This is a genomic window from Mesorhizobium sp. M1295, assembly GCF_040318135.1.
GTDB lineage: Bacteria > Pseudomonadota > Alphaproteobacteria > Rhizobiales > Rhizobiaceae > Mesorhizobium.
In genome coordinates, this window is sequence record NZ_JAMYLU010000030.1 from 44,001 (window position 1) to 67,773 (window position 23,773).

The 23,773-nt window shown below is 57.5% G+C and carries 18 protein-coding genes and 3 pseudogenes; 9 read left to right on the forward strand and 12 right to left on the reverse strand.

Annotated elements, in window-relative coordinates:
• The first annotated feature begins 512 nt into the window (after positions 1–512).
• The 6 genes from NKH29_RS28820 (at position 513) to NKH29_RS28845 (ending at position 6,933) form a co-directional block, all read left to right on the forward strand.
• Entirely contained in the window at positions 513–2,069 is a 1,557-nt protein-coding gene (locus NKH29_RS28820) for a family 16 glycosylhydrolase (protein WP_353001158.1), read from the forward strand.
• A 344-nt stretch (positions 2,070–2,413) separates the two neighbouring features.
• Positions 2,414–2,743, forward strand: coding sequence for a hypothetical protein (locus NKH29_RS28825; protein ID WP_352792081.1), 330 nt, complete (start codon positions 2,414–2,416; stop codon positions 2,741–2,743).
• Positions 2,744–3,061: 318 nt separating this feature from the next.
• Entirely contained in the window at positions 3,062–3,973 is a 912-nt protein-coding gene (locus NKH29_RS28830) for a metallophosphoesterase (RefSeq protein WP_352749702.1), read from the forward strand.
• 785 nt (positions 3,974–4,758) lie between these two features.
• Entirely contained in the window at positions 4,759–4,887 is a 129-nt protein-coding gene (locus NKH29_RS28835; protein WP_353001159.1) for a hypothetical protein, read from the forward strand.
• Positions 4,888–5,429: 542 nt separating this feature from the next.
• A complete protein-coding gene (locus tag NKH29_RS28840) occupies positions 5,430–6,260 on the forward strand; it encodes a PA3715 family protein (protein ID WP_353001160.1) in 831 nt (276 codons plus the stop codon).
• A gap of 124 nt (positions 6,261–6,384) precedes the next feature.
• On the forward strand, positions 6,385–6,933 hold the full coding sequence (locus NKH29_RS28845; RefSeq protein WP_156948240.1) for a class I SAM-dependent methyltransferase: 549 nt from the start codon (positions 6,385–6,387) through the stop codon (positions 6,931–6,933).
• Between the two features lie 304 nt (positions 6,934–7,237).
• Here the strand turns inward: NKH29_RS28845 and NKH29_RS28850 are convergent, their stop codons facing one another.
• The gene (locus tag NKH29_RS28850; protein ID WP_352822887.1) at positions 7,238–7,468 is read right to left on the reverse strand and encodes a DUF6429 family protein; all 231 of its coding nucleotides are present in this window, start codon (positions 7,466–7,468) and stop codon (positions 7,238–7,240) included.
• 160 nt (positions 7,469–7,628) lie between these two features.
• Positions 7,629–7,822, reverse strand: a pseudogene (locus NKH29_RS28855) (3'(2'),5'-bisphosphate nucleotidase CysQ); the annotation flags it as partial.
• 316 nt (positions 7,823–8,138) lie between these two features.
• On the opposite strand from NKH29_RS28855, the gene NKH29_RS28860 reads away from it, so the two are divergent.
• Entirely contained in the window at positions 8,139–9,725 is a 1,587-nt protein-coding gene (locus NKH29_RS28860) for an adenylate/guanylate cyclase domain-containing protein (protein ID WP_353001161.1), read from the forward strand.
• A gap of 224 nt (positions 9,726–9,949) precedes the next feature.
• On the opposite strand, the pseudogene NKH29_RS28865 reads toward NKH29_RS28860, so the two are convergent.
• From NKH29_RS28865 to cysD, 4 genes and pseudogenes are all read right to left on the reverse strand, one after another.
• Positions 9,950–10,348: pseudogene (locus NKH29_RS28865) on the reverse strand (type II toxin-antitoxin system VapB family antitoxin); the annotation flags it as partial.
• A 3-nt stretch (positions 10,349–10,351) separates the two neighbouring features.
• Positions 10,352–11,140 carry a 3'(2'),5'-bisphosphate nucleotidase CysQ gene (gene cysQ, locus NKH29_RS28870; RefSeq protein ID WP_353001168.1) on the reverse strand — a complete coding sequence of 263 codons (789 nt, stop codon included), beginning with the start codon at positions 11,138–11,140 and terminating at the stop codon, positions 10,352–10,354.
• A 10-nt stretch (positions 11,141–11,150) separates the two neighbouring features.
• Positions 11,151–13,088, reverse strand: a complete 1,938-nt coding sequence (gene cysN / locus NKH29_RS28875) for a sulfate adenylyltransferase subunit CysN (protein ID WP_353001162.1) — start codon at positions 13,086–13,088, stop codon at positions 11,151–11,153.
• A 2-nt stretch (positions 13,089–13,090) separates the two neighbouring features.
• Positions 13,091–13,996 (reverse strand): sulfate adenylyltransferase subunit CysD, encoded by a 906-nt coding sequence (cysD, locus tag NKH29_RS28880; protein ID WP_352737410.1) that lies wholly within the window; start codon positions 13,994–13,996, stop codon positions 13,091–13,093.
• A gap of 391 nt (positions 13,997–14,387) precedes the next feature.
• Between cysD and NKH29_RS28885 the strand changes: the two genes are divergently transcribed.
• On the forward strand, positions 14,388–15,188 hold the full coding sequence (locus NKH29_RS28885; protein WP_353001163.1) for a class I SAM-dependent methyltransferase: 801 nt from the start codon (positions 14,388–14,390) through the stop codon (positions 15,186–15,188).
• A gap of 249 nt (positions 15,189–15,437) precedes the next feature.
• Positions 15,438–15,632 (forward strand): annotated as a pseudogene (locus NKH29_RS28890) (phage integrase N-terminal SAM-like domain-containing protein); the annotation flags it as partial.
• Positions 15,633–15,732: 100 nt separating this feature from the next.
• On the opposite strand, the gene NKH29_RS28895 reads toward NKH29_RS28890, so the two are convergent.
• The 6 genes from NKH29_RS28895 to NKH29_RS28920 all read right to left on the reverse strand — a co-directional run bounded on the left by NKH29_RS28895 (position 15,733) and on the right by NKH29_RS28920 (position 23,241).
• Positions 15,733–17,049 carry an O-antigen ligase family protein gene (locus NKH29_RS28895; protein ID WP_353001164.1) on the reverse strand — a complete coding sequence of 439 codons (1,317 nt, stop codon included), beginning with the start codon at positions 17,047–17,049 and terminating at the stop codon, positions 15,733–15,735.
• On the reverse strand, positions 17,046–18,305 hold the full coding sequence (locus NKH29_RS28900; RefSeq protein WP_352812698.1) for a tetratricopeptide repeat protein: 1,260 nt from the start codon (positions 18,303–18,305) through the stop codon (positions 17,046–17,048). Before NKH29_RS28900 ends, NKH29_RS28895 begins: the two co-directional genes overlap by 4 nt.
• Complete coding sequence (locus NKH29_RS28905; RefSeq protein WP_352812700.1) at positions 18,193–20,577, reverse strand: GumC family protein; 2,385 nt, start codon at positions 20,575–20,577, stop codon at positions 18,193–18,195. The genes NKH29_RS28900 and NKH29_RS28905 overlap by 113 nt, the downstream gene beginning before the upstream one ends.
• Positions 20,578–20,630: 53 nt before the next feature.
• Entirely contained in the window at positions 20,631–21,389 is a 759-nt protein-coding gene (locus NKH29_RS28910) for a polysaccharide biosynthesis/export family protein (RefSeq protein WP_352812702.1), read from the reverse strand.
• Between the two features lie 29 nt (positions 21,390–21,418).
• Complete coding sequence (locus NKH29_RS28915; RefSeq protein WP_353001165.1) at positions 21,419–22,225, reverse strand: tyrosine-protein phosphatase; 807 nt, start codon at positions 22,223–22,225, stop codon at positions 21,419–21,421.
• Between the two features lie 527 nt (positions 22,226–22,752).
• Positions 22,753–23,241 carry a hypothetical protein gene (locus NKH29_RS28920; protein ID WP_353001166.1) on the reverse strand — a complete coding sequence of 163 codons (489 nt, stop codon included), beginning with the start codon at positions 23,239–23,241 and terminating at the stop codon, positions 22,753–22,755.
• Positions 23,242–23,773 lie beyond the last annotated feature (532 nt).

Sequence of the window (23,773 nt, forward strand, 5' to 3'; positions counted from 1 at the left end):
CATTCTCGCCGCAAATGGCAGGTTGGGTTACGTACATCGTCCTCGAATGATCAATTCACGCAGGTACAATGCCGTGCGTGAATAAGTTAGAGAACGAAAATACCTGCGTTTTACTTAGGGACGCGGGTCGAATTAAAACAAAAAAACGCAATGAGCTAATGGTATACGGTACTTACACTATACGACAAGCTCGGCGGTACGTCTGCCGGAAGAGTTGCCCTCACTTCAATCCGGCTGCGGCTGGAACCGTTGAACACCTTGCGGGGCGTCGGCAGCGACAGCGTATATGGTTTAAGGAGGAGGCCCTGATGGGCATTCCCGTTGACAAAACTCACCTTCGAGGGCGGGCTCAACGTTAAGCTCGCTCGACAATATGTCTGGGGCGAGGACTTCCAAATCTCCGCTACTTTGCAATCCGTTCGCGTTGCCTAGCTGCGGGCATGCTCATGTCGCGTGCCTCGGCCATGCGCGGCAGTAGAAATCCCTTTTTCAACCTCAAAGAGGATCACCGAATGGCACTTTCCACACCTGCAGGCTTTGCCTCTAGCGACTTGGTCTACGAGGAGGACTTCTCCGGTACGGCGCTCGACAGCAACTGGCACACCTACATCACCAGCAATGCCGCTAATGGCTGGCCGTGGAACGACAATGGATCGGGCGGAAGTGGGATGGGCAACCAGTTTAACGCCGAATACTTTATGCCGAGCCAAGATACGGTGAGCAACGGGCTGTTGAATCTCACGGCAATCCAACAGCCCGTCAACGGCGTGGTTCAGGGGACGGCACAAACATTCCCGATCACGTCCGGCGCCGTCAGCAGCTATGGCAACTTCGAATTCAACGGCGGCTACCTTCAGATCAGCATGCAGGCGTCGAGCGGCGACGGCGCGTGGCCAGGCCTCTGGATGATGCCCGGCCAAGGCGCGGGCAGCAGCGGCGACAATTTTGAGATCGATATACAGGAGGGTGGCTTTACCGGCTCGGGGCCCACAGACCATAATTTCGCCTGGCACCTCCACGGGCCGTCAGGGGCGACCGGTGGCGTCGTCGACAGCGGCGTCGACCTCACGGCGGGTTTCCACACGTACGGCATCAACTGGGTGCCCGGTGAATCGATCACCTGGTATCTGGACGGGAAGCAGATGGCGCAAGTGACCAGCGCACAGGCAGTGATCCCGGATGAACCGATGGAATTGATGATGAGCAATTCGGTCGCGAATTCGAACGCGACCGGATGGCGTACGGCTCTCGACAGCTCGACCCCATCGTCAATGCAGATGCAGATCGACGAGGTGCAGCTCTATCAAAAGATAGGTAGCGGCGACACTGTCACGGGGGCGAACGTCGCTCCCCCAATCACTGGCTCGACCGCGACCGAGACTGGGTCTGGAACCGGGACTGTCGCTCCTTCCGGCGACACCAGCGATGGCACTTTGTACGGCACCAGCGGCGCGGATGTATTGCATGGAACCAGCGGCCACACGATGATCGGCTATGGCGGCAACGACACTTACTATGTCGATAATGCCAACGAGAAGGTGGTTGAGGCAGTGGGCGGCGGCAACGACAGTGTGATCGCCTCGGTGAGCTATGCGCTTTCGGCCGGCTCGGAGATCGAGCATCTCGCCACCAACAACCCGTCCGGCACGAAGACGATGAGCCTCACCGGCAACGAGTTCGCCCAGACCATCCAGGGCAATGACGGCAACAATGTCATCAACGGCGGGCTCGGCGCCGACGTCTTGACCGGTTACGCAGGCCACGATGCCTTCTCGTTCAATACTGCTCTTGGAGCCGGCAATGTCGACAAGATCACGGACTTCAAGCGCTCCCAGGACACGTTCCATCTCAGCGATACCGTTTTTGCCGGGCTGCAGCCGGGAGGGCTTCCATCCAAAGCTTTCTTTGTTGGTGCAGCCGCGCATGACAGTTCCGATCATATCATCTACAACAGTGAAACTGGGGCGCTCTCTTTTGACAGTGACGGGGCCGGCGGCGCATCTCAAATACAGTTCGCCACTCTTTCCCCACATCTCTCGCTCGCCGCAGCCTCATTCTATGTGACCTGAAGTAACGCGGGGCTGCCGTGGCCAAACAAGGACTGGATAAACAGCACCTCAAAGCCATGATCCCGAACCGAAGTCAGCGTAGCAAAAGGCGGGAGCCCGGTTTTCGGAGAAGATCTGCTCAAGCAAAAGAGATGGGGTTCCATCCCGATGCCATCGGGATGGAACAGGCTCTAGTTGTGAGCTTCTGTAGGTTGTCCATTCGGACCGAACCGAGGAGACTGAAGTTGCCAAGCTTCCGGTCCGAATGAACATCCCAGACTGGCAGGCGCAGCATCATCAGCTACTTTCTCTCGCCAATGATGCAATACAAGCAGGAGACACTGCGAGAGCGGTAAGAAGCCGGTTTGCAGCCGACGAAAGTTCGCCCTCCGGTTTCAACTCGAGAGCGCCGCAATCTTGTCGACGCGCAGCCAAAGCATGCGATACGTCAAAGGCGGGAAGCGGTCGGCTCCAACCTGGATGACCAAAGCCGGGCGTGGAAGGTCGAACTGGAACAACTCGCTCGCGAGACAGGCCTCGCGCTCCACATTGCATCACCATCCGACGGGCACATCGACGTGGAGCAACATCGAACACCCCTGTTCTGCATCACGCAAACTGGCGCGGACGGCGCCCTCCTCGATCGCGCAGCCCTGGTCGAGCTGATCGCAGTCACGACAACCAAACGGGCCTGAAGTTGGGCGCGGTCGATTCCGCGAGCGACGAAAAAAGGGAACAAGTGAACGATGTCGAGATGGAGGCGCTCGCCATCTAAGGCGACGCGTTCATCCGATGGGACTACATCATCCGCCCGAGATCAGTGGCAAATCGGAGCAGTTGACGGGTCCTAGCCAGCTCCCTCCCCTGCGCAATAAAGACCAATGCTTGCAGGTGACGCCGATTTGGGAAACTATTGACCTGCTAGGCCTCTCACGCGGTTGATGTGGTTCAGGCTGCCGCAGCTCAATTCGTGGCGATCTCTAAAACCGACCTCGTTGTGCTGGGAAATACAAGTGCTGACGTCGCGGCGCTCATTCCTGAAGCTCTTTGGCGCCGTGTCGCTCGCGACATTCGGTCTGGCGAGTTATGCGCTCGCGATTGAACCTCGGTTTCGACTGCGTGTCACTCGCTACAAGGTCCTACCGCCGCGCTGGCCGACCACAGCCAAGCCCCTGCGCATCGTCGTGATCGCTGACATCCACGCCTGCGAGCCTTGGATGCCGGTTTCCAGGATCGACGAGATCGTCGGTGTTTCGAATAGCCTGCAGCCCGATATCATCCTTCTCCTTGGCGACTATGTGATGGGCGTGCTGCCGCGCTATGCCACCGGGATCGTGCCCGACACTGTTTGGGGCAATTCACTTTCGAAACTTTCCGCGCCACTCGGCTGCCACGCCATTCTCGGCAACCACGACTGGTGGCACGGTGTCGATAGCGTCCGCGCAGCTCTCGTCGACAATGGCATTCCGGTCCTCGAGAACACTGCCACGCTTATCCGTCAGCAGGATGGCCCAGCATTCTGGCTCGCGGGTCTTGGCGACCAGTGGGCCGTGCAGTTGTCTGGCGGCGTGTATAAGGGCGTCAACGATCTGCCTGGAACACTGGCCGCAATACCGGACGACGGCAATCCGATATTGCTCCTTGCCCATGAACCGGACATCTTCATTACTGTCCCTGACCGTGTCAGCCTGACGTTATGCGGCCATACGCATGGCGGACAGGTGCGCTTGCCATTCATCGGCCCACCCATCATCAACTCAGCCTACGGACAGCGCTTCGCCTACGGGCATGTCGTCGAGGGTGGGCGGCACATTATCGTATCCGGGGGTTTGGGCGTATCGTGGCTGCCGGTGCGTTTCGGCGTGTCGCCGGAGATCATAGTCGTCGATATCGGCTCGAAAAACTCTCGTCCTGTCGACGAATGACATCTGCTGTCCCAGAGAGACCTGCGTGCGCGGACCGTTCCGCGCGAGGGTATTTATGGTCGTGTACATGCGGTCGGGGTTTCGCCGTGTTCCCATCGCCTTCCAAGACGAACGCAGCACAGTCCATCATCCTTTCTCCGGACGGGCGGAGTTCGGCGGATAGCTCTCGACCGGAATGTTTTAATGAGCTGAGCCAGGCGTCCAAAACACCTTTCTTCGACATTCTCGGGGAAGGGAAAAACTGAATGAGGTCAGCGGCAGCTTGCAGCCCATCCTTGTCGTTGGCGCCCGAGCAAAACGCATCTTGGAGCCTGCAAATGGGCATGCTTGGACGAGACCTCCTTTCGGCCATCGGCGGGCATACTCCTTTTGGATGAGGCGGCGCGAACCAGCGTTTCAGGACTACCAATTCCTGAAGGGGCCTGCGCCCGGCAGCGTGCTAGGACTGTTGCGCGCAATAGCGGATCAAAACCGTGACCCTCGACATACTCGGCCAAGCCAGGCCGAACACATTCGTCTTTGAAAGCAGTGCTCTCATCAAAGCCACTGGCTTCGGGAATACGACACGCGCTGGTGGTTCGGCCATCCAGACCGGGAGAAAAAGCCCGAACTCAACCTGATGGGCATGCAGGAGATCGGCATGGCGTTTCGCACCTTGATCGGCCGAATAGGTATAGTTCCCGACACCATCACTGGTCACTACTTGCACAACTGCCATCTAGTCTTACTGATCAGAAGCCTATGATATTGTCATCAATGCTGAGGTTCCGGACCAAGCCGATGGGATGGACTTAGCACTGGCGATCCGGGCAAGCGGCTGGATAAAGGATCTGGTTGTCCTCGAAGAACTCGACATGAATGCGGCGCTCGCAGCTGCCAAAAAGGCTGCCGGCGTTTACAAGCCCGCCGGCTGATTGGACAACTGGCTGTACATTGAAGGCAGCACGGTTCCGATTGAACGCGCCGTGCTGCCAAGTCTCAAGGAAAGACACGCTGCGGTTTCGGAAAGCCGAAGCAGGCGCGGCATTGGTTCTGCTTTGATACCGTGCCGACAGCGAACGCGACCGGCTCAGGGGGTCAGAAACGGAGGTCATGCCGAGTTAATTTTGGAATGTACACCCTAGAAGGTGTGCTTGACGGATCGGCAAGGTCCGGTTTTGTAGAGGTTTCTTGTCGGAGCGCTTCTTTATCTAATCGGAGCGCGACAAGGCAATCGAGGTCACATTGTCAGTATCTGTTTCAGATAGCTCGAACAGCCTTGGCAAAAATTGGCCGCGCGGGCGGCGTTCTCATGATCGCCGTCCCTAAGCGAGCTCGAACTTTACGACTTTCCAGGATACCTATGGTCCTGACGCAGCGGGTGGAGCTAGCCGTCACTTCCCTGCACCCTGTGCGCCGCCACCAATCTCGCGTAGAAAGTCACTGGCCGAACCTGGCCCTGCGAGGCGAGAATTCCATGCGAATAGTGTTGCCTGTCCTGTTGCTCGGCGCCGCCCTCGCCAGCCTGTCGCCCGCCCGCGCCGGGGCGGGCGATTGCGGCGACGCTGCCGCCCTGCTGCAGCAGGCCTATCCAGAGGCCCGAAAGAGCGCCGACGGCGCCTCGTTCACGCTTGCACCCCATACGAGCATCGCCGCAACGCTCCCGGAGAGCGATGCGCCATTCGGTCTGATTTGCAAGATTTGGCCCGCCCATGACGACCTGCTGTTGGTCGCAGTGCCGCTGATTGACAGGGCTAACGGCGACCACCTGCATGTCGGCGATATCGAGCTTCTGGTCGTCGACACGAATACGCTGCGTGTGCGCCAGCGCCTGCTCCAGCCCGGTCTGATGACCGATGACATGATTGTCATTGAAAAGGTGGAATTCGACACCGGCCGTTACGCACTGGCCCCCGATGTCAGCGCATTCGGCCTGCGCATCGAAATGGCGCACCATTCGCTGACCGCTCCGTTCACTGAAACCGACCTGCGGCTCTACGCTATCACCGGCGATACGCTACGCGTGGTGCTCGACGGCCTCGTGGTGGCCGGCCATAGCGGCGATAGCGATGGTAGTTGCGCCGGATACTTTCATTCCAGTCAAGTCAGCCTGATGATAAGCCCGGCGAGCCATCATGGCTATCACGATATCACCGCGGTTGAGCGGTCGAATACCGATAATCCCTCCCCCGACCAGAATGGCGAATGCCAGTCCCATCCCGCCAAGTCTGTGAAGCGGACCTACCGGCTGCGCTATGACGGCAACCGCTATCCGGTTCCCGCGGCACTCAAGGTGATGGGGTTGTGAGGCGGCCGCACACGTCCCTGCCTTGGTTCGTCAATGTCATCAATTCCAGTTGAACGGGTATCGACCGTTAATTCTCTCGTGATAGGAGGCGCTCAAGGGGGCTCTTCTCAAAGGAGCTGATGATTTGTGGTGGTCAAGATTCAAAAGGGGTTTTGCCGGAACGTGGGACGACAGACTTGACGGGCTATTCTCCGCAAAGGTCGACTACGCCGGAAAATCCATTCTCGATGTTGGCTGCAATATGGGTGTTGTCGCCTATGAGATATCCAAGCTGAAACCCAGTTCGATCCATGGGATCGACATTGCCAAGCCGCATATCGAGACTGCAAAGATGTTGTTGAGCGGCTCCCCGGTACATGCCCGGTTCGATCGCCTGAATCTTGGCAGCCGGCGCCTCGGCAATATCCTTCTACCGAAATACGATATCGTCCTGCTGCTGGCCGTCTATCAGCACATGCAGCGCAACATCGGCCCAGGCAAGGCGCGAAGGGTGCTTTCCAATATTGTGAGGCGCACCTCGAACGTCGTTGCCCGCGTTCCGCCTGGAACGGATGGCGAATTCATCGAAACGCTTTCTGACGAAGGATTCCAGGTCAAGAGCACTCACACATCGCCTCTTGGTAGTCATGTGCTGGTGCTTGAGAAACCTGCCTTCGGAAATCCGCAGCCATAGAGATTTCGCATCGCCAGTGGCAATCTGCCCCACCAACATCCCATGTGTCAGCAGCGGCGCCGACCCGCTGCTGGCTGCAACTCGGCCCGGAGCGCCCATTCCGCCGGGAGAAGCATCTCGCGGCTACGGTGTTCTCTGCCACTGCCTTAAAAGATAGGATGCCCCCGTTGGCCTAGGTGACGAAGACGAATTCGTCCGCCACGGCGAGAGCACTGCGCGTCCCGCCTGCGGTCAGGGCGCCGCCGTTATCGAAATTCAGCCGTGTGCGCCATCATTTCTTCGGCGCCCGCCCAGTGCTCATGGCTCATGGCGCCGGAAGGGTGAACAGGGTTCGGAATAGCTCCTCCGCACGCCGCAGTCCTTCATCTGTCAGAACCACGTACTTCGCCTTGTTTGCCGGATTCGCGATCAACCCCTTCTCGTGCAAGCGATCCAGAGCATTCCAATCCAACCCCTTCCAGGCGCGCCTCTCTTCATGCAGCAGCCAAAGCAGGCCCAGAACCGCATCGTCGATCTTGTCGGTGTCGATCTCCATGCAAGCAACACGCGAAAGGGCCTCTGCCACGATCCACACCGGATGGTTACTCCCTGCCACGAGCGTTCGCCTGAAAACAAGTGCCTCACTCAGGCGTCGCATCCGCGACGGCGTCATTGGGGGCGACGAGCCGGGACGGGATTGGAGTTCATTATGATGCCTAAGCGGCCGTGGCAGCGTTGCCGCTGGCAATGAAATGCGAATTGGCGAAATCCTCGTCTTCGCTCAGGTTGCGCTTATCGCAGGCGAGCGGCGCACTATCCAGGTGCGCGTCACACTGCCGGCAGCGCGCAGCACCGCGTCACCGGCCGCGGTGTCCCATTCCCTAGTGTGGCCGAAACGCGGATACGTTTCGCGGGACACTTTCTTTTCCGACGCGCTCTCCGGCCGCAGAAGTCTCAACTTTGCCAGAAGCGAATTTTGACCCCTGAGCGGTATCGCGGAGCGCATTCCGAGCAACAACCGACTTTGCGACATCCCCTTCACTGATTCATTGCCCGTCCAGCGCCAGAATGCGAAATCCGCTGTGAGGGTCGCGGCTTAGCAACAACCGCTCGAGGTCGGTCCGATGTTGCAGGGCTGACATGTTTTCATCGAGCCAAGACTGACTCTGGTACCGTGCCGGGAATGAGCTATAGTTCACATACTAAGACGGCCGGGCGCTTGCACAATGGCTGGACTGGGTGAACAGATTGCGCGTCAGCAGCGCACCATGGGACCGCTCCTGGTGGCGGCAGTGGTCATCGGCCTTGTCGGTCTGCCCGTCGCAGCCTGGCTCGACCTCCGAGACCTGTCGGAACGGATGCTGCGCAGGCAAGCCAGCGAAATCAGCCGCATCATCGACGAAATGCGCGGATTTTACGGCAGCGACGTCGTGGGACGCGTGCTGCAAGCTAACGGCGCCGTGACTGCGACGCACAACTACCGGGAAGTGCCAGGTGCGATCCCTATTCCAGCAACCCTCTCGATCGAACTCGGCAAGCGCATCAGCGCTCATGACGGCTCGGTCAAATATCGGTTCGTATCGGATCTGCCTTTCAAAGGCCGCGCGCCCCACCAGCTCGATGCGTTCGAGCGCAATGCAATCCTGGCTTTGCGCGCCAACCCGAAGGAGCCGATCATCGAGGTCTCGGGTTCACTGTTTGACCGGCAGGTCCGCGCCGCGGCCCCTGTCATAATGGGACAAGTGTGCGTGACCTGCCATAACTCACACCCGGACAGCCCCAAGACGGACTGGAAGGTAGGGGATGTCCGAGGGATCCAGGAGATATCAGTCAATCAGCCTATCGCTGCGAACGTGCTGACCTTCAAGTATCTGCTCCTATATTTCGGTTTCGCGGCGGCGGCGGGCCTGACGTTCATTCTCCTGCAGCGTCGGCAGTCCGCGTTGATTCAGGGCATCAACAAGGAGCTTTCCGAGGCAAACGACTTTCTGGCCGCGATTTCATTGAAGATCGCCAAATACCTTTCGCCTCAAATCTACAAAAGCATCTTCAGCGGCCAGAAGGACGTCACCATCGCAACCGAGCGCAAGAAGCTCACGATCTTTTTCTCCGACGTCAAGGATTTCACCGCGATCGTGGAACGGCTCCAGCCCGAGGACCTGACGCTTCTCCTCAACGAGTACTTCACCGAGATGTCGACGATCGCGCTCAAACACGGCGGCACCGTCGACAAGTTCATCGGCGACGCGCTTCTTGTGTTCTTCGGAGACCCCGAGACGCAGGGCGTGGAGGAAGACGCGAGAGCCTGCTTGCGCATGGCTGTCGACATGCAGCGTCGGCTGGAGCAGTTGAACAGGGTGTGGCATGACCGCGGAGTTGAACGGCCCTTCCGAGCTCGCATGGGCATCAACACGGGCTATTGCAATGTTGGGAACTTCGGTTCCGATGATCGGATGGACTACACGATTATTGGAGCCGAGGCGAACTTGGCGGCCCGGCTGCAGTCGATTGCCGAGCCCGGCGGCATCTGCCTCAGCTATGAGACTTACGCGCTCGTGCGCGACCTTGTCCGGGCGCGTCCATTAGCACCGATTGCCATGAAGGGGATCAGCCGGGAGGTTGTCCCCTACGAAGTCGAGGGCCTCCTGGGTGAACTCGCCCAGCGCCCTCAGGTCATCAGCGAGCATACGACTGGTCTCGACTTGTTCCTCGATGTTGAGGCAATCGACGAGAACGGGGTGGAGCGGGCGAAGAAACGACTTTCGGAGGCGCTCCTGGCCTTAACCATCCGAAGCAAGCCCGCCGCATTTTAGGTTCTTGAACGTGATCCAATCTGGACCGTGGCCAGCCAAGTAAAGTCCGGTTCAACACCGTTCAGCCGCGCCGGGTCCCGACCAGGAGTTCGCGCGCATCATCCTCGTTGGTCATCAGCGCCGTCAGGGCCGAGGCGTCGATGAACATCATCATTCTCGTACAGGCTGTCGCGAAACGCCTTGTCGGCGGGCCTGCCGTGATCAGGCTTGCCCCGGGCTCGCAGATCACGGCAGAACCTGACGCCGATCTCTACGAGGGACGGTCTAGCCTGTTCGCGCTCAAGCTCATGCTTGAGCGCGGCATGGACGGCCTCTGTCAGACCAATTCTCTTAAGTGCGGCGACCCGGCGGGCCAGTGCGTCGGTCTCGGGATTTTTGATGTGGAACGCCATCACTCGCTCGTATAGCCGTTCAAGTGTATCGGTATACAGCAATTTGGATACACCGTGTGAAGGCCCCGCAGCATCGACCGGACACGAAGCGAATCGGCCACGCCGACCCAACTGTCGGCTGGATGGGGATCGTACCGCTGTGTTTACAGATCTCGAGCAGTATCTGAGGTCGCTTGCATAAGTCACTTGCAACACGCGCACTTTCGTACGGGTCTGGAACTGCGCAATCATCGCCTAGCCAGATCTAGCAGCCTTGCCGCTTGCGATAAAATGCGGATTGGCGAAATCCTCGTCATCGCTCTGGTTGCGCTTGCCGTAGGCGAGCGGCTGGCCGTCCAGCGTGCGCGTCATGCCGCCGGCAGCGCGTAGCACCGCATCACCCGCGGCAGTGTCCCATTCCATGGTGCGGCCGAAGCGTGGGTATACGTCTGCCTCGGCGCCGGCGACGAGACAGAATTTCAGCGATGAGCCGACCGAAACGATCTCGGCAGCGCCAAGCGCGCGGATATAGGCGTCGGTTTCCGGCGTGTTGTGGGAGCGGCTGGCAACGACGGTCAGCGGCACCATACCGGCCCTCGCCGAAATCGGCTGGCGATCGACGATCTCATAGTCGTCATTGATCTCGATCGCTTCCGCTTTGCCCGGCCGGCCGGAGAAGAAGCGGCCGGTGCAGGGTGCGAAAACCACGCCGATCTCCGGCACGCCGTGGCGAACCAGCGCGATGTTGACGGTGAAATCGGTCCTGCGGTTGACAAATTCCTTGGTGCCGTCGAGCGGATCGATCAGGAAGAAGGCGTCGCCGAGATCCGGCGCCATGATGCCGGCCGAGGCTTCTTCCTCGGCCACGCATGGAATCTCCGGAAAAGCGGCGCGCAGCCCGGCAAGAATGATCTTCTCGCTCTCGCGGTCAGCCTCCGTCACTGGCGAACTGTCCAACTTGCTGTCGACCGCACAGCCGGCACGAAAGACGCGCATCACCTCGCGCCCCGCCGCCAAGGCAAGGTGCTCGAAGACGGCGAGCATCGCTTCGTCGTCAGATACCGCCGCCGCTGTCATATTGGTCTTCGGCAATGTCGCGCTCGTTCAGCCAGTGTTCCAGGGCGTCCACCATCTCCTCGGCCGATTTGCCGAGTGTCTTGAGATGAATTTCGGGTTTTTCCGGCACCTCATATGGTGAATCGACGCCGGTGAAATTCTTGATCTCGCCATTCAACGCCCGCGCATAAAGGCCCTTCGGATCGCGCCTGGCGCATTCTTCGAACGGTGTGTCGACAAACACCTCGACGAATTCGCCATCGGCCATCAGTTCGCGCGCCATGCGCCGCTCGGCGCTGAACGGCGAAATGAACGACACGATGACGATCAGCCCGGCGTCGGCCATCAGGCGCGCGACTTCGGCGACGCGGCGAATGTTTTCGACACGATCGGCGTCGGTGAAGCCGAGATCGCGGTTGAGGCCGTGACGGACGTTGTCGCCATCCAGAATGTAGGTATGGCGCCCGGTGGCGAAGAGCTTCTTTTCAAACAGGTTGGCGATGGTCGATTTGCCCGAGCCCGAAAGCCCGGTGAACCAGAACACCGCCGGCCGCTGGTTCTTCATATCGGCGCGGGCGCGCTTGCCGACATCGAGCGACTGCCAGTGGATGTTTTCGGCGCGGCGCAGCGAATGCAGGATCATGCCGGCGCCGACCGTGGCATTGGTGATGCGGTCGATCAGGATGAACGCGCCAGTGGTGCGGTTTTCGGCAAACGGATCGAAAGCGATCGGCGAGCGCGTCGAGATGTTGCAGATGCCGACTTCGTTCATTTCAAGCGACTTGGCCGCCTCATGGGCAAAGTCGTTGACGTTGACGCGGTACTTCAGGTCGGTGACGGTAGCGCTGGTCTGGTCGGTCTCGGTGCGCAGGATGTAGGAGCGGCCAGGCAGCAGCGCATGTTCGTCGAACCAGACGATGTTGGCGGCGAACTGGTCGGCGACCTGCGGCCGCGCCGCCGGCGATACCAGCATATTGCCACGAGAGACCTCGACCTCGTCGTCGAGGACAAGGGTGATGGCCTGGCCGGCGATAGCCTGCTGAAGGTCGCCACTATGCGAGACGATGCGTCTCACATGCGAGGATTTGCCGGATTTGGCGACGACTACCTCGTCGCCCGGCGCAACCGATCCGGAGGCGATGGTGCCGGCGAACCCGCGAAAATCAAGATTGGGACGGTTCACATATTGGACGGGAAACCGGAACGGCAATTCGACCGCGGCCTCGTCGACCGAGACGGTTTCCAGATGTTCGATCAGCGTCGGGCCAGAATACCAGTCTGTCCTATCGGAACGGCCGGTAACGTTGTCGCCGTAGCGGGCCGACATCGGAATGGGCACGATCGTCTGGAAGCCGAGCTCGCGTGAGAACTGCCCGTAATCCGCGACGATCCGTTCGAATACCGCCTCGTCGAAACCGACAAGATCGATCTTGTTGACGGCGAGCACGATGTGGCGGATGCCAAGCAGCGAGGCAATAATCGAATGCCGCCTTGTCTGGCGCAGTACGCCCTGGCGGGCATCGATCAGCACGATGGCGAGATCGGCGGTCGATGCACCCGTCGCCATGTTGCGCGTGTATTGTTCGTGGCCGGGCGTGTCGGCGACGATGAACTTGCGCTTTGGCGTTGCGAAGAAGCGATAGGCGACATCGATGGTGATGCCCTGCTCGCGCTCGGCCTCGAGGCCGTCGACCAGCAGCGCGAAATCGACGTCGTCGCCGGTGGTGCCGTGCTTGCGCGAATCGCGCTCCAGCGCCGCTAGCTGGTCCTCGAAAATCTGCTTGGTATCTGAAAGCAGACGCCCGATCAGCGTCGACTTGCCGTCGTCGACCGAGCCGCAGGTCAGGAAGCGCAGCAGCGACTTTCGTTCCTGCGCCGCCAGATAGTCGCGGACGCCGTCGGTCGCGGCGAGGTTCTTGGCTATGATGTGGCGCATGCTCAGAAATACCCCTCGCGCTTCTTCTTTTCCATCGAGCCGGCTTCGTCGCGGTCGATCAGGCGACCTTGCCGCTCGGAAGTGCGCGCCGTAAGCATTTCGCCGACTATCGCCTCCAGAGTATCGGCTTCCGAGTCGATCGCGCCGGTCAGCGGATAGCAGCCGAGCGTGCGGAACCGCACCATCCGGTTCTCCACCGTCTCGCCGGGCCGCAATTGCATGCGTTCATCGTCTCTCAGGATGAGCATGCCGTCGCGCTCGACGACCGGCCGCTCCTTGGCCAAATACAGCGGCACGATCGGGATGTCCTCCTGGAGAATGTATTGCCAGATGTCGAGCTCGGTCCAGTTCGACAGCGGAAATACCCTGATCGATTCGCCGGCAGCGATGCGCGTGTTGAAAATCTTCCACATCTCGGGCCGCTGGTTCTTCGGATCCCAGGCATGCTGGGCGTTGCGGAACGAGAAGATGCGCTCCTTGGCGCGCGATTTTTCCTCATCGCGTCGGGCGCCGCCGAAGGCTGCGTCAAATCCGTATTTGTCGAGCGCCTGCCGCAGCGCCACCGTCTTCATCACATGCGTGTGGGTATTGGAGCCGTGGTCGAACGGGTTGATGTTGTCGCGCACGCCGTCTTCATTGACATGGACCAGGAGATCGAAGCCGAGCTTTTGCTGCATCTGGTCGCGAAAGGCGATCATTTCGCGGAATTTCCAGGTCGTGTCGACATGGAGAAAGGGAAAGGGTGGCTTAGCCGGATAAAACGCCTTCATCGCCAGGTGCATGAGCACGGACGAATCCTTGCCGACCGAATAGAGCATCACCGGCTTGGCGAAAGCCGCGGCCACCTCGCGAAAAATATGGATGGATTCAGCCTCAAGCCGCTGAAGGTGCGTAAGCGCGATGTTCATGGACTGCGAGCGTTCTTTCGTACCGATCCACGGAAGCCCCTGCATCGGAGGCGACATTCAGTCGACCGATTCAAACTGCACTCCGGACAATCTATTCTCGTGCGGGCGTTCTAGCAGATCGTTCCTGCCCAGAACAATGCAAGACAAGCCTGCGGCCAAATGGTTCGGGAATAAATTTTCCATACAGCCGGCAAAATCGAGAAATTCCTGCCCGGCTGAACCCTGAAGGATGATCGCGACGACCGCTGCACTTCTTGTGGCCACGCTCTGAGGGCCACGAGAGCAGCGAGCCCGTGGCTCGACTGGCGCCAGCTTTTGTTTTAGCTTGACCGAATTAATCGGCTCCAGACCAGCCTGTTGCTCTGGGAGGGGCCTTCTCGGGGAGGCATCCATGGGTCTAACGAGGTTTGTCGCTAATCAAGCAAAGGCAACACTGAAAAACCCCGCTCGCATCGGGATGGTTTTCAGTCCGACCGGTGTGCGTCGACTGAGAGCAATGGTCCTAAACAGCTTTCAACTGAGAAACATTTCAAATACTTGGGAGCAAGACGGAAATCTCAAGAACCGCCGTTACAATTCCTATGATCAGTACCTCAAGCATCAGCGAGCCAAAGTCGAAACGCTGGATCTCGGTTCCTATGACGAGAAGTACTATGCCGCTCTCACGGATCGCCTGAAAGGCATCGACCCAGGCACCATCCCGACTACAGGAAGCGTGCTGTGTCTCGGTGCCCGGCTGGGAACCGAAGTCCGCGCCTTTATCGATCAAGGTTATTTTGCGCTCGGCATAGATCTGAACCCCGGCGTCAACAACCAATACGTCGTAACTGGCGACTTCCATCATTTGCAATTCGCGGACAGTTCCGTCGATCTGGCTTTCACCAACGCGCTCGATCACGTCTTCGATGTCGAAATGGTCTTGGCCGAGATCAGTCGCGTGTTGAAGCCGGGCGGCACATTCATCGTCGAGGCTGTCCGAGGCACTGACGAGGGCAAGGAGCCAGAGTCCTTTGCCAGCTTCTGGTGGAAGAGTGTTGATGACCTCGTCGACTTCTTCAGCAACAGAAGCTTCGAGGCGACTTTTCGCGGCCGCTTCGCCTTCCCTTGGGGCGGCTATTTCCTGTGCTTTCGCCTTTCCAAAGGTACGCCCAAAACGATGGTCAGTTCTGATCTGATCGACGATAAACGCTGAGCCGTGAGACTTGGGAGGTTCCTCGCTCGCTTCCACAGTCGAGCAGTCGAGCAGGGGGACCGCGACCGGCAGATCGACAATCGGATGATCTCAGAGGCAGCGGCCGCGGATCCAAAGCATGTCGCGTTTTAAGGCCCCCAGATTGTACGATGCCGCTGACGCGGCATTGGTGTACCGGTTTGCGGATGACGCTTCTGTTTTGAAGGATTGCCGCTGTTGAAGCGCAACCTTGAGAACAGGAGCAATGAGATGGCCGAGTTGAGCCCGCTTCGCCGGCGCATGATCGAGGACATGACGATCCGCAATCTGTCGCCGGCAACGCAACGATCCTACGTGCACGCGGTAGCGAAGTTCTCCCGCTACTGTGGCCGATCCCCGGACCGGCTTGACCTGGAGGACGTCCGCGCCTTCCAGGTGCATCTGGTCTCTACCGGAATTCAATGGCTACCCAATCGAAGTTTCGGCAAAAACGCTGTGACCAGTGGCCAGAAGGGTCGTGCCCCCATTGCACTAACAACAACGCACGCTAAGGGAGGCCAGGACCTTAGGAGGAAGTTCCGATGGGGACAAATAGCTTGTCGCCGTTGTGACCGATCTCGATCATCTCACTCTTACTTCCCAACCGTTCCGCAAATCCTTTGTGGAAGATGATGGCGTTCATATAGGCAAAGGTCAACGCCAGCGCCTCGGTTCGCAGCGGGTAGTCGACCAGCGAGTGAATGAGAAGGAAAGATACTGAGAGAAATGCCGCTTTCTGAAACGGATCGCCGCGGACTCTAACCAATGCAGCTAAAAGCAACACGAAATAGCTTGCCATCAGCAGGATAGCAGGAACTCCGCCCTCAAAGGCTATTTCCAGATACTCATTATGAGCATGGTTCACGTATTGCTTGAATATCATGCCCTCCCGTTCGTATATCTGGTACGCTTTCTGAAAATTCCCAAATCCGACACCCGTCGCCCAGTTGTCCTTGATCCCCTCGATTGTGGTTCGCGCAAATTCTCCCCGCCCGAATGCCGGATCGAGCACCTGTGCATCTATTTTGGTCCAGGCGCCAATTGTGTAGATCGAAAGCGCAATAAAAATGACGAGGACACTAAATCCGCTTGCCCTGGAACGGGCCGAAAGAAACACGACGGACAATGCAGTGATCGCCAGTCCAATCAGAACACCGGCGCGTGAACCAGCGGCCAAAAGAAGCACCAAAAGGGCGATCAAGCCGAAGGATCCGGACAAGAGATGTCCGCGAAATACTCCGTAATAGACGACGAAGGGAATAGACACAAAAAGCAAAGCCGAAAAGTGATTCACATTGGCGAAAAGCCCAGCGTTTATTGTAAAAGGCAACAGCCCTACAATAGCGATGTCGTCGGAGAGCGAATATTGAATCGCTCCAGCCAGACCATTGCAAATAACACCCATGAAAAAGAACGGAAGAAGCGCACTGACCTGTTCGGCACGTAAACGCAATACGGCAAGAAAAAACGCCGCTGCGGCCAATAGATAAAGCAGACACTCGACTGTGCGGCCCACCCCGACGCTGACAAAGCGAAATTTGGTTTCTCCAATCCAGGGATCTCCAAGCAGCAGTTCCGGCCGCAATCCGTTGAATACGGCGACCGGCAGTGGGACGATTTGCAAAACCGCCAACGCCACGGCGACGATCAACAGCCACAGAACAGACTGGGGGCTCCGCTGGCCAGAGGTTCGCGCAAAAACGGCCGCCGCCGAGACAATTGCCGCAACTTCGATTAGAGTATCCGTATAGAGGCCGCTAGCAGTACCGCCGCCAATTAGCAGCGATACAAACAAGACCGACCCGAGGAGATACTTATCCCATTCCGACGGCCGGTCGTTCAAGATTGAACTCTCTCAATATTCAGTTTGTGCATTACTAGGGTACCGACATACCGAAATCGCCAGCTCTCCGCAATGGCGGTAGTCTGCAGCGCCAGAAGTTGTATGGGGCAGCTAGCCGACGCGATTGAAAAATTCTGACTCAGCTTTTGGCGGTTATATGTGCCTTCAGGAATGTTGAACCGTGCAACCTCGCCAGTCGGACCCACGCACCTGATCGACCACAGCAATTCCTTTGGAAGCTTCAAGTTTCGTGCAGAAGCAATCAGAGAAATCTTGTAGGAGCCTGGAGGCAGTGCAATGTATTGCTGAAGAGCTGCATCCTTGACAGGTGTGTTCAAGAATCGGACCGTTGCACCACCCTCGCCCTCGACCGCATCCTGGGATGTGGCAAATGTCACTTCCAGGCCAGGTTGGTCGCGGACCTGCCAATCGAATGGCTTGTGGCCCGAGAACGGCTCGAACGTGCTGTTGAAAATGTATCCCCCCAACTTACGCTCTTGATCAGACAGGCTGAAAAGAAACAGCCGATACGCTGGCCCGTATTGCTTCTCGCGAAGGTAGCCAGTAATCACACCTGACAGTTCGCTAGAAGTTGGTGGTGCGCTCGTTCCGGTCAAGTCGAGTAGCAGCCTATTTGAAAAATCAAGCCCCCCTGGGGTCCTGGCAAGACTGACGAACAGACTGGGTCTCCAGGGCGCCTCCGCCCTGATGGCCGTCAGCACGGCCTCGTATCCATTGGGATCCGAGAGAATTGTCGGCAAGCCCTCTGCGACTGCCGCAAATTGGTCTGGCCATCTCCGTAGCAATATGTCGATCTCGCCCACGGCCGTCGACAAATCACCTTCTTGGATCTTGCGGCTTATGGATCTCTGCAGCGCGTGAATTTCTGTTTTGGATAGTCTGCGGGCTTGTTCGAAGAGCTGGTAGGCTTCGTCCTTTTCGCCTTGCCGGAATTTGATCTCCCCAATCAGGCTATAAAGACGCGCGTCCGCCAAATCGAAGGCGAGTGCGCTTTTGGCCCTGGCAAGCAATGCGTCTAAATCAGGAGCACTATCTGTATCGTTCAGGTCACTGGTGATCTCAGTTATCAACGCGTCGACGTTTAACGGATCCAGCGCAAGAGAAGCAGCCGGTGCTCCTGTTTCAAGAAATCGACTTAGCCCGATCGAGGAAGCCCCCAACACTAGAACGGACGCGGCGAACCAAACGACTAAAACCCGGAGATTTTGCATAAGCGGGCTGGCTTGCTCCATCATCGACTTTGCCCTCTATCTTCGGAGTACCTATGTCTGTGCCATAGTTGTAATACTGGTAGTTCATATATTTGTAGGCGTAATTATAATCGAACTTATTCACCGCAAATTTGGACATGGCGGCGCCAACCACGTTGGCCCCGGCGGCTCGCAAGCGCTTCAATGCGGTCTTCGCCGACTTGCGCGTCACCTGATTGGTTGAAATGACCATCAATGTGCCCTCAGCGAGCCGGCTGAGAATCGGCGCGTCCGAAAGACCGACGACCGGCGGCGCGTCGATGATGACAACATCGAAGCGCTTGCCGAGATTGGTGACGATCAGAGCCATCTTCGGTGACGAGAGTAGATCTGCAGGGTTTGGAGGGATCGTACCAGAGGTCAGAACGGTCACGTTGGAATATTTCGTCACCCTGAAGATGTTCGTCAGATCCTCTTTGCGGACGGTATTTGTCAGGAGATTGCTGAGCCCAATCGTGTTGTCCAGACCGAACAGGCGATGAAGGTTCGGTTTCCGAAGATCGCCATCGACAATGAGAACTTTCGCACCGAGCGCGGCAAAATCCTGCCCAAGCTTGAATGATGTCGTCGATTTGCCCTCGGAGGGCTCAGAACTCGTGACGACCAGCGATCTTGGCGCGCCCTCCGCACCCGAGAATTGCAACGATGTCCGCAGCGAACGGTAGGCCTCTGACAATCCGGACTTCTGATCAGCGATGCTGGCAGCGAGTTCCCTGTCATCGACGAGCGGCAAGATGCCGAGCATCGCCAATCCCAGCTCCTTTTCTACCTGCTCAGGATTAGTAAAGGTGTTGTTCAACAGTTCAATAACGTAAATGATCGACGCACTCAGAGCCAGGAAAAGAACCAGCGCGATTGCCAGATTAACGCTCAGGCGCGGCGAATATGGGCTACTCGGTTGTGTGGCAAAATCTACGATCGCGGCGGTTTGCGTCTTGAGTTCGGAGCTGACACCAACCTCGTTCAACTTAGCGATAAGATTGTCGTATTGCGACCGGTTCGAATCCACTTCCCGTTTGAGAATAGTATATTGAATGTTCTTGTCGTTGAAGGCGACCTGCTGCTTTTCCATTTCGGCAAGTTTGGTCTTAAGATCGGCCTCTTTGTTCTGTGCTTCTTGGTATTTCAACCGCAGCGAATCTGTTATAGCCAGAACGCCGTTGTTATAGAGCCGTTGCAGCTCCTTTATCTGCGATTGGAGCTGCTGCATTTCGGGAAAACCAGGCTTCAGAACGCCTAGCTTCTGCTGATATTGGCTAGTTAGATCCGCTAGTTTTTCGCTGAGCTTCTGCAAGCCTTCACTTTCCAAGACGGGGGCAAGGCTCGATCCGCGGCCTTTCTCTATCTGGTCTACCACCCGCCCTGCATCGAGACGGTCCTGAATTGCGGTTGCCAGAGCAGTGTTCAGCGCCTCGATATTCGATCCGATCAGCGATTTGTCGTCGCCTGTCACCGTGATGCCTGCATCTTTCGCATAGGCGACCAGCGCCTCCTCGGATTTCTGGAGCTTTTGCTTGACCTGCAAAACCTGCTCCTGGATGAATTGACGCGCCAGGTCTGAGGTTTCGCTGGTTTGATCGAGGCGTTGATCAATAAAGCTTTGTGCAACCTGATTGGCCACATCCCTTGCATATTTCGGATTCTGATCAGCAAAAGTGATCGATAGCAGGCTCGTGTTGGTAACCAAGTTGACGGTGAGGTCGTTTAGGATGCGCCCGATCGCGATTGCCTCACGTTGCTCCGGGGTTTTCTCCTCAATTGAGGGCGATTTGGACATTCGAAATGCGCGGTAGAAGATGTTGGAAATCGAAAAATCCGGCGTCGGAAATAGGAAGTCGGGTTTTTCGCTGAGCCCCAGCTGGAATACAACGCGTTGGGCCAATGCACGGCTCTTGAGCTTTTCACGAGCTGTTAGAAAGGCGCGCAAGTCGCTGCTTTCAGAGACCACCTCAATGTCCTGAAAGACCTTGGCTGAAGGAACCAGCACCTCCAATTGCGTTGTCGCCTGATACTTTGGGGTCTGCATCATCGTAATGACGGCGCCAGCGACAAGCCCCGCTGCCAACAACATAACGATCAGCCATCGATACTGGACAACGTAGAATAACAGTTTGAGTGGATTGAAGCCCTCGTCCTGCTCCGAGTAATCGCTGCCGTAGGGGCCATAGTTTTGCGCACCGTCATAGTAGAGGTCTGCGGACAGGGCCTGGCCATGTCCTGGTCCTGCAATTTGATGCTGTCTGTTACGATCGAGCATGGTGCGAGGCAATCCTAGGTTGTCTATATCCAAAAATTTCGACCGGTTGCGATTTATAGTCCCGGGATCACTGCAATTCGGGCCGCACTTGAGGCGACACCGAGCGCGTCCTTGAGATTGTTCATCGCAATTTTCGATTTTGAGGCGAAGACGACAATCTTGTCGCCGCCATAGATGCGCGGATTGCGGCTTTTGCCACCACGAATCTCTTCCACATTGTAATTAGCAACCAATGTGTTTTGACCTATATTGCGATAAACAAAGACCTTTTTTGCATCGCCAACGTTATTGAACCCTCCAGCAAGAGCTATTGCATCGATGAGAGAAGAATTGCTCGACACCGGATAAATACCAGCCTTATTGACTTCGCCATCGACGGTTATGCGCTGTCCAATCGATTCCTTTACGAAAATCGTTACGTCAGGTGACTGCAGGTATTTGGCGCCATAGGCGGTTTCGACTTCCTGCTCCAGCTGGCGGACGGTTTTTCCTGCCGCGGTAATCGTGCCGATAAGCGGAAGCGAAATCTGGCCACCAGAGTCGACTTGAACCGTTCTGTTCAAGTTGTCGACCTGAAACACATTTACCTCGAGCACATCGTTTGGAGACAGAGGCTGCTCGCTGCCGTTCTGAGTATTTTGCGGCGCAGGCAGTTCCTTCACCACCTGTAGAGCGCCGCCGCCCGAAAGTGGCGCGGATGCTGATGTCAATTGCAGCGCATCGACCGAACCCGAAGAGGATGGGGTTGTCGACGAGGTGCTCGTGCACGCTGAGATCGCCAGTGACGCAAGCAAGGCAAAAATTGTTGCCATATGGCTTCCTGCGAAACGGAAAGCGCCCATCACGAAGGCCCGCCCCTGAACAAGCGGCCCAATCCAAAACGGCCGGCGCTGCCGGCGTTTGGTCTTTTAGGACGTGCTTTTCCCACCGGCTCGATGAGCCGGTTCGCCAATATTTCGCCTGGACGTTTCAACACCATGTTGCGGGCCTCGTCTTCGCCACATCGCTTGGCAGCAGCAGCAACCGCCTGTGAAAGCCCAGGACGCCGGCGTGTAGCGCTATGCGTGTCCGATGCGATGATGTCCACCCTGCCCTCGTCAATCAGCTTTTCCGAATAATAGAGCGCCGTGCGTCCAAAAGCACCAACAATCGAGTCTGCGGTAAGCTGGATAAGACAACCCACTGCATTCAACCTCTCGATAACGTCGTAATTCGTTTTGATCCAGGTCAAACGCTCAGGATGAGTAAGAATCGGGATGAAACCGGCGTTTATTAGGCGTAGAGCAAGATCCTCCATTCGTGGAGGTAGAACATGATGCGGCGGTTCGAACAGAAAATAGCGGGACCTGTTTAAAGTCGGCACACTGCCGGCCACCAATTGGTCCGGAAGATCCGGCGCTATGTGAACATCGGCGCCGGCGTAGAGAGCAAGCGGTATGGCGGCGCTGCGCAGCGCCTGGTGCAACTCTTGAACCGCCCGGACGATGTTCGATGTTCCGTTTTCGTATACGCCCGGCGTCACGTGCGGCGTGCACGCCATGTGGGTCGTTCCGTCGGCCACTGCCAGTCGAGCCATTTCCAGCGATTCGGCGAGATTGGGTGAGCCGTCGTCGAGGCCAGGCAAAATATGGGAATGCAGATCGATCATGGGCGTTTGTGACTGCAACGAAGCAACGTAGGGACGTCATCCCCCAAAAATATAAGTGCGTCACCCGCAAGACAGCGAATGACGCATTTGTCAAGTTCATGCGATACGATGGATGCCAGGTCCCGGCTACTGGCGGACAGAGTTGTCGTCATCATGCAGGCCGATGATCAGCGCCGCATCGGCGGCAATAGCTGCGCCTGATGTATCGAGCGCTACACACATGCCGCCCTCCACAGGATTGACTTTGATCGTCGCGTTTGCCGGACGTCGAGATTTGCACCAACACGCAGCAGCGAAGCGAAAGATTGCGCTTCGGCCATAATGCCTGGATAGACCGGCACTTCGCCCTTCATCCCAGCATGTTCGCCAGCCTCAGACATCCGCATGTCACCTTGGCTTAAGCGATCCGACTGATACACCGGCTACGACACACCAGCATTCACGCCAAGGCCGTTCTGTCGCCAACAATAGACACGCAGCAGAGGCTGCCATGCACCTCTGCTGCCGTTGCCCTATTTACGATCAACTTAGTCGCTAACGGCGTGGCCGTGATCTTTGTCCGCCGTCGCAGCCAGAATACCGGCCCCAAGGGCTAGGCCGCCAAAGATGAAGAGCGGCGTATTGTTATTGGAAGCACCCGTCGAATTGCCCGTTTGGGCGGTATGCTCAGAACCGAGAACATTGAGGCAAATCTTGTTCTCGACGCGGGAGATATCAAGGGTCGAATTGGCCGGCACGCTCAAATTGCAGCTACCAACATTAACCGAAGCCGACCCCTTGCCGCCAACTACGACGCGGCTGCCGAAATCCAGCGCGCCCCCCGCCTGTGCCGGGCCATAGCCAGCCACCTGCGAGATCATCACATCGCCATTGACGTTCCCGATCGATCCAATCGGATTTACGCCCGTATAGGCAGTTGCACAGGTGCACGACCCATCCTGCGCGAAAGACGATACCGGGGCGAAGCCGGCCAACACAACAAATCCGGCCAACGCACTCTTCACAACTAGGTTCATCCGCATCAATCCTTCTGTCCCACGTTACCTGAGGCCCACCCAACCATAAGGTACTGAAAAGCGCGTACCAGCTTTTTGCGCCATTTCCAACTCCTTTCGCAGATGCGAGATATTTTTTGGTTTCGATGTGGTTGATTGAACACACCATTAGAGTGGCGAGATGTATCATCTTCAGCCGGCCGCAACCAACGAGCCGACCTGGCGGTCCTCGCGCTGCTGGCGTTACTGTCGCGTCCACGAAGCGCAGAGATTGCGGCCGCCCTTGTCATGATACTGGCCATCAGCAATATTGGCCATTAGCAGGCTGTTGAAAAAGTCGCTCGCCAGCGGACCGAAGCGACGATTCACTGGCTCCGAAGGGATCGGAAGCGACGAGTGCGCGGCGGCGACGATCGAACTGGCGAACTGTCCAGCTATGTGGACCTTGAGGCCCGGGTGACCTGATGAGGTTGTCTAATCGCCGCTGGGACGTCAAGCATGTAATTGCGTCGAGACGGACGCTGCCGGGTGCATGGTTGTCTTCGCGGTCGAC